We start from the raw sequence: 6181 nt of genomic DNA on the forward strand, positions 1-6181 counted from the left end.
GGAAATGGTGGGTTACGGCGCGAATGAAAAGTTGTCGGTTTTTCAGAAAAATTACTGTCGCGCCTAACCCACCCTACCGGACTGGGTGTAGGGTGTAGGGAATTTTAGATTTTAGATTCTTCCCATCTTTGCCCGTCTGCCCCTCGGCCTCCTCCGCCTCGCCCCCACACCCAATCTGATATTATTTCAACGTATCGGCCCAACTCGGGACGACCTCGACAGAACCGTACCACTTTCCGGGCGATCGCGGAGAATGCCAAACCTCATCCAACGTGATGTTGTCGGCCCCCTCCAGATGGGCGGCTTCGACGGGGGTGATGCCGTCCCCCCAGGTTTGGCCGACACCGATCGTAATTTGATAGCTGTTGAACGCCAGCAAACTTCCCGGCTTGCGGGCACCGAAAATCGCCTTTCCCGCCGCGCAGACATAGGAAATATCGGGATAAAATGCCCCGGGATAATTGTCTTTGACAAAATCCAAATTTTTCCGAGTCCACCGTTCCCGGCTGACGTGAGGCGTCCCCAACGTCACCAGGGTTTCGACTTGCGATCGGGCATTCCAAAACCCGATCGCATCCTCGGAAACATCATTGTGGATGGTGTAAGGTTTTTCGCCCAAGTAAATGCGGGCGATCCAGCCCCCCGCCGAGTGGCCGACCAAATTGATTTTGTCGGAACTGTATTCGAGCCGAACTTGCTGGACAGTTTGGTTAATTTTCTGCAAAATTGGAATCATCGATCGCCCGCCGAAAGTCGGCCACCAGTCTCGTTTTCGCAGGGGGACGATCCGCGTCTGGATGCCCCGGTTTTGTAAAGCGCGTTCCATTTCGCGGTAATCGTCCGCCGTCGCAAAATAGCCCGGTATGATAACGGTAGGTCGTGGCATTGTCCGTGCAAAAATTGTCCTTTGATCAGTTGAGCGGTTGGAAAAATGTCGCGATCGCCCGCAACTCCAAAAGACAATGATACAATCAAAGCGTGAATCGGAGATAGCCGTAACTAATGGCAAAAGTGGATTTGCGATCGCGCCTGTTTTTATCCCACTTGCTGGTCATGCTGATCGGGGTGTCTTCCTTGGTCATCATCGGCAAAATTTCCTCCCCCCGTTTCTTCGTCCGTCGCCTGGAACAGCTCGAGGGTCCGGGCTTTCGGTTGCAGTACGTTCGCACCCGGCTGATCGAAGGGTTTGAAATCGCCTGGAACCGCAGCACGTTTTGGTCAGTTTTGGCGGGTTCGACCGCGGCCGTAGGCCTCAGCTATTGGGTGACAAAACGCATCACCCAACCCCTGACGCAAATGGAAGAAATCACGCAAAAATTCGCCAAGGGGAACCTCTCAGAACGGATGTCGCCCAGTGAAATTCCGGAACTCAACCAACTGGCGATGAGTTTCAATCAGATGGCGGGCAGCCTGCAAGATGTGGAACAAAAACGGCGGGAATTAATTAGCGATCTCACCCACGAATTGCGGACGCCGATCACCGTCGTCCGGGGCTATTTGGAGGAAATGGCGGAGGGGAGAATTGCGCCGTCGCCGGAGATTTACCAGCAGTTGACGAAGGAAACCAAACGCCTCGAACGGTTGGTCAACAACCTGCAAGAACTCTCCAAAGTCGAGTCGGGATATTTGCCCATCCACCCCCAAGCCGTCAACATTCGGCCCCTGTTGGAATCGTTGGTGCAGCGATTTTCTGACCAACTGTTAGAAGACGGACCGACCTTGCAACTGGAGTGTCCGGAAGATTTACCCCCGGTTTTTGCGGATATCGATCGCACCGAACAAATCCTGGTGAATCTGTTGGGAAATGCGGTCCGCTATACGGAACGGGGGACGATTTCCGTCAAGGTTTGGAGTCGGGGCGATCGCCTCTGGGTGGCCGTCAGCGACACCGGCATCGGCATTTCCGAGGCGGATTTGCCCCACGTTTTCGAGCGGTTTTGGCGGGCCGACCGGTCGCGATCGCGCAACTCCGGCGGCACGGGTATCGGTCTGGCAATCACCCGCCGTCTGGTGGAACTGCAGGGGGGCGAAATCTCCGTCACCAGCGAGTTGGGCCGGGGCAGCACCTTCGAGTTTTCCTTACCTTTGGTTGCCTCAAAACTCAGTTTTTAAAGGGACATTGCCGGCAGGCGGATCTCAAAAATGGTGCCTCGTGGTTGGTTGGGGCGGACACCAATTTGGCCGCCGTGGGCTTCGACCACCATCTTGCAGAATGCCAACCCCAGACCGATTTGGGAGACTTCAGCCATGCGCGTCCCCGTCTCGTATTTTTTGAAAATGCTCTCCTTCAATTCCTCCGCCACTCCTGGACCGGCATCCGCGACTTGAATTTGGGCCTCTCCGGCCGCGGTCAGTTCGGCAGCGAGGACGATTTCGCTGCTGCTGGGCGAAAACTTGATCGCGTTTGAAAGCAGGTTATCCAACACCCGTTGGAACAAGGTGTCGTCCGCATTGACGACGCTTCCCGGCTCCGGAAGTCGCCCGATCAGTTCGATATTTTTTTGAGCGGCGATCGGCGTGAAACGTTCGATCGCGGACCCGAGAGCGCCGCCGAGATCGACTTTCGTCCGGTGGAGTTGGATCTGACTTTGTTCCATTTTTCCCATCAGGATCAGATCGTCGATCAACGCCTGCAACCGCTGGGCGGCGATGAGACTTCTGGACACTTTGTCTTTCAATTTGAGGGGCAGGTCGCCCCGTTCGACGACGTACAAGCCGAACAAGATCCCCATGAGGGGATTTCGCAGGTCGTGAACCATCATGTTGACCATATCTTCCCGGGATTTGAGCAGGGTTTGCAGTTCGTCGTATTGGGATTTGATTCGCAACATCGATTGCACCCGGGCGCGAAGTTCGAGGCGGTTGATGGGTTTGCTGATAAAGTCGTCGGCGCCGGCTTCCAGGCAGCGGGCGAGATCTTCTTTGCTGCTCAGGGCTGTCACCATGACGATGGGGGTGGCGGTCCATTTGGGCATGGCTTTGATTTGCTGGCAGACTTCCACCCCGTTGAGCTCCGGCATCATCACGTCGAGCAAAATCAGATCCGGGGCGAACAAGTCCAGGGACGCGATCGCACTTTTCCCATTCGAGGCATAGTGGAGGTCGTCATCGCGGTCTGATAATAGGGTTTCGATGACGTCAAAATTATTGGGTTCGTCATCTACGATCAGGATAGAAGCCATAGAAAGTCAAAAACGCCCGAGGAAGAATCACTGGTTTTGAGTATAACAAAAAAAACCTTCATCAGCCGTTTACACGAATGATTGCACTCCGTATTTTTCGGCTTCATCTGTCAATTTAACCGGCTATAGCAATGAGCGATCGTGTGTTAACAAATTGGGGGAACCTCGAAAACTTCAAAACCTCGATTCAAAGAGTCTTTGAGTTCTCCCTACTCCCTACGACCGACGACCGACTCCCTTTTATAGGTTTTGTAACTATACGAGCGCGCACTGCTATAACGCGGGGCTTGCCGACCTGATAGGTCGATACGGTTACGGACGGTTTTCGCGACTCTCATCGGTTGGGTCAACTCGACAATTCTTATTGATGGGAAAGGGTTGCGATCGCCGATCAAATGACTCTCTGGCAGACAGTTCGTCCGTGATTTGACTTTTGGGGACGTTACATTGTTTAAAAATCCCGACGGTTCCGATCGCGATCACCTAAAAACACGGTTCGCCGAGGAGCAAGCTGTCGCACCCCCCCGAGGGGGTATCCCGCAGCCGCGGCCCGAGTCCTTCAAAAGATCCGTAGGTGTCATAAATATTGGTGATGACATCCTTGGGATCGTCAAAACTGCCCGTCGCCACCGCCGCGATCGCAAAATCGACGGTTCCAGTATTGCGACTTTGGGGGATCGGAGTCAAGGCAGCTCGGATGACCTCGGGGCGGGGCAAACCGAGATTGAAGGCTAAATCCAAACCCGTATTGCGAATCAAACCCATAAAATTATTAAAATCCTGGCCGCTGCTGAACCGGGTTCGCAGGCTCTCCGGGTCGGCCCGCCCCGCCCCCCGACCATCGAGGGCGAAATCCCCGGATTCAAAGGCTTGGGCGTTGGGGGCGTTGCTGACGGAACAGTATTGATTCACCAGTTGGGCTTTCCCCCCCGAACCTCGGCCGTGAACCCCCACCACCCGGCCTTCGCCATCGAACACCGGCCCGCCGCTCATCCCCGGGCGGGTATTATCCAGGTAAAACAGGCTGTAACCATTTTCGCTGGTGTCGGGTTCGACGATCCCGGTCACCGGACCCCAGGTGAGGCGACGCTGGCGGCGGGTGGCTTTCCCCAGACAGCGACCCGTAGCCGCATCCCGCTCTTTTTCGGGGTCCGGCCAGCCGGAGACGTAGACCACATCCCCCACGTTGACGGAGCGGTCGGGGGCGGAGGGCGCAATGGGATAGTCGCGATCGCTCTCAAAGGCCACCACCGCCAGGTCTGAACCCGCCACCCGCGTCGGCAAGCTGATGGAGTAGCAGCCGAACCGGATCAAATTTCCGGGGGACGCGGACCCCCGCAGGGGACAGCCGCGGCCGTCGTCGGGCTGCTGCACCACATGAACCCGTCCGTCGCCGGTGCGGATGCCGTAGGACCGGCCGGCATCGAGATCCCGTTGTTTGAAATTGTGGCTCACCGTCAGGACGTAGTAGCGGTTGCCCTCCCGGGCGATGATCACCCCCGATCCCGGGTGCCACACGCCGTCCGGGTTGTTCTGGCTGGCGAGGGGGTTGCGGTAGTTATTCTCCAAGGCTTCCAGCAATTCCGGGCGCAGTTCCGGGGCGATGAGGACGGTGGTTTGGCTGGCGATGGAGTTGACCTCGTCGGGGGAGAGTTCGGCCGCAACGGGGGTGGCACCGAGCCACCCGGACAGGACAATTCCCGCCGACAGCAACAGATTTTGAGGGAGCGATCGCACTTTCATGGGTTCTCGTCTCTAACGGACAATATTAGCTAATGTTCTATAGGATGGGTCGATACCAGGAATTCAGAGAAGCGGAGGGGGTGGAGGGGCGGAGGAAGCGGAGGAAGAACACAGATAGAATTTTCCTCCCCTGCCTCCCCTGCCCCCGCTCCCTATTCCGGAGTGAGTCGGAGAACCGTCTGAATGGGAATCGCCCAACTGTAGCGGACGAGTTGGGCCGCTACGGTTTCCGGGGGGGAGGACCCGTCCGCAAACTGGTAAGTGCCCCACAGGGGATATTTGTGCATTCCGTTCACTCCCACCACTTCCCCCCGGTCGTTCAACAGCGGTCCGCCGCTCATCCCCGAAAAAATATCGTTGGTGTATCCGAGTTGGTAGCCTCCCACGAAGGGCTGTTCCATCCACCGGGACACTTGCCCTTGGGTGATGATAAATCCTCGGTTTTGCGATCGGTCGGCCTCCAGGGGAAATCCGGCGGCGATGACCGTTTCTCCCACGGTGGCGGGAGTTTGGGCGATCGCGGCAACGGTGTAGGGGCGATCGCTGCTGCGGAACTGTACCACTCCCAAATCATTGTCCCCCCAGGATGCCGACTTGACCATTTCGGCGGCGTGGATGCGGCCGTCGGGGGTTTCGACGCGGTAATTTTGGCCCCCGCCGGGGAAGAGAACGTGGTCGTTGGTGATCACGGTGTAAATGCCGCCCCGTTCGCGGATGATAATTCCCGTCCCCCACATCCGCCCGGAGTAAACCCGCACGGCAATTTGACGGGCCATTTCGCGCAGTTCGGGTTCGGAGGGGAGTTCGGGCGCTACGGGGGGTTGGGCGGCGTTGAGGGGGGATTTCGGGATGTCTGTGCCCCCCAGGACGCACAGGAGAGAACAGATCGCGATCGCGCCGGCCCAACCGATTCGGGGTCGTCTCACGGTAGAGTCCTCAACATCAACGAGATCGAGTTACCATGCCGTGCCGGGTTGGGCCCTCGGCGACGCGGACGGCATGGATGGCGTCGTTTGGGCGGGGGTGGTACTTTCGGCGGGAATTCCATTCAGAAATTGATTGAAGTCGATATAAGTGCCGGCATCATCTTCACTTTCAAATAGGACATCACTCGCACCCGTCCGAATGTTGAATAGGCGCTGGAGCTTGCTGGTGACGGATTCCGGATCGTTCGGTTTGAGGGTAACCAATCCCCGCGAAGACAGCGACGGGGCTTTCTAGCCCTAACCTGTTACTCTGTCTCGCAGAGAGCAAGA

At 57.0% G+C, this 6181-nt stretch carries 6 protein-coding genes; 1 reads left to right on the plus strand and 5 read right to left on the minus strand.

Annotated features, from left to right (window positions below):
• Positions 1–181: 181 nt before the first annotated feature.
• Complete coding sequence (locus LKE08_RS04870; RefSeq protein ID WP_324703070.1) at positions 182–886, minus strand: lipase; 705 nt, start codon at positions 884–886, stop codon at positions 182–184.
• Between the two features lie 116 nt (positions 887–1002).
• Here LKE08_RS04870 and LKE08_RS04875 point away from each other — a divergent pair, with 116 nt between their 5' ends.
• Positions 1003–2112 carry a HAMP domain-containing sensor histidine kinase gene (locus LKE08_RS04875; RefSeq protein WP_324703071.1) on the plus strand — a complete coding sequence of 370 codons (1110 nt, stop codon included), beginning with the start codon at positions 1003–1005 and terminating at the stop codon, positions 2110–2112.
• Here the strand turns inward: LKE08_RS04875 and LKE08_RS04880 are convergent.
• From LKE08_RS04880 to LKE08_RS04895, 4 genes are all read right to left on the minus strand, one after another.
• Positions 2109–3182 (minus strand): hybrid sensor histidine kinase/response regulator, encoded by a 1074-nt coding sequence (locus tag LKE08_RS04880; protein WP_324703072.1) that lies wholly within the window; start codon positions 3180–3182, stop codon positions 2109–2111. The two genes, LKE08_RS04875 and LKE08_RS04880, sit on opposite strands and share 4 nt — an antisense overlap.
• Positions 3183–3665: 483 nt before the next feature.
• Positions 3666–4925, minus strand: a complete 1260-nt coding sequence (locus LKE08_RS04885; protein ID WP_324703073.1) for a serine protease — start codon at positions 4923–4925, stop codon at positions 3666–3668.
• A gap of 152 nt (positions 4926–5077) precedes the next feature.
• Complete coding sequence (locus LKE08_RS04890; protein WP_324703074.1) at positions 5078–5851, minus strand: serine protease; 774 nt, start codon at positions 5849–5851, stop codon at positions 5078–5080.
• Positions 5852–5881: 30 nt separating this feature from the next.
• The gene (locus LKE08_RS04895; protein WP_324703075.1) at positions 5882–6115 is read right to left on the minus strand and encodes a hypothetical protein; all 234 of its coding nucleotides are present in this window, start codon (positions 6113–6115) and stop codon (positions 5882–5884) included.
• Positions 6116–6181: the final 66 nt, after the last annotated feature.

It is taken from the genome of Lyngbya sp. CCY1209, from assembly GCF_035615495.1.
Lineage (GTDB): Bacteria > Cyanobacteriota > Cyanobacteriia > Cyanobacteriales > Microcoleaceae > Limnospira.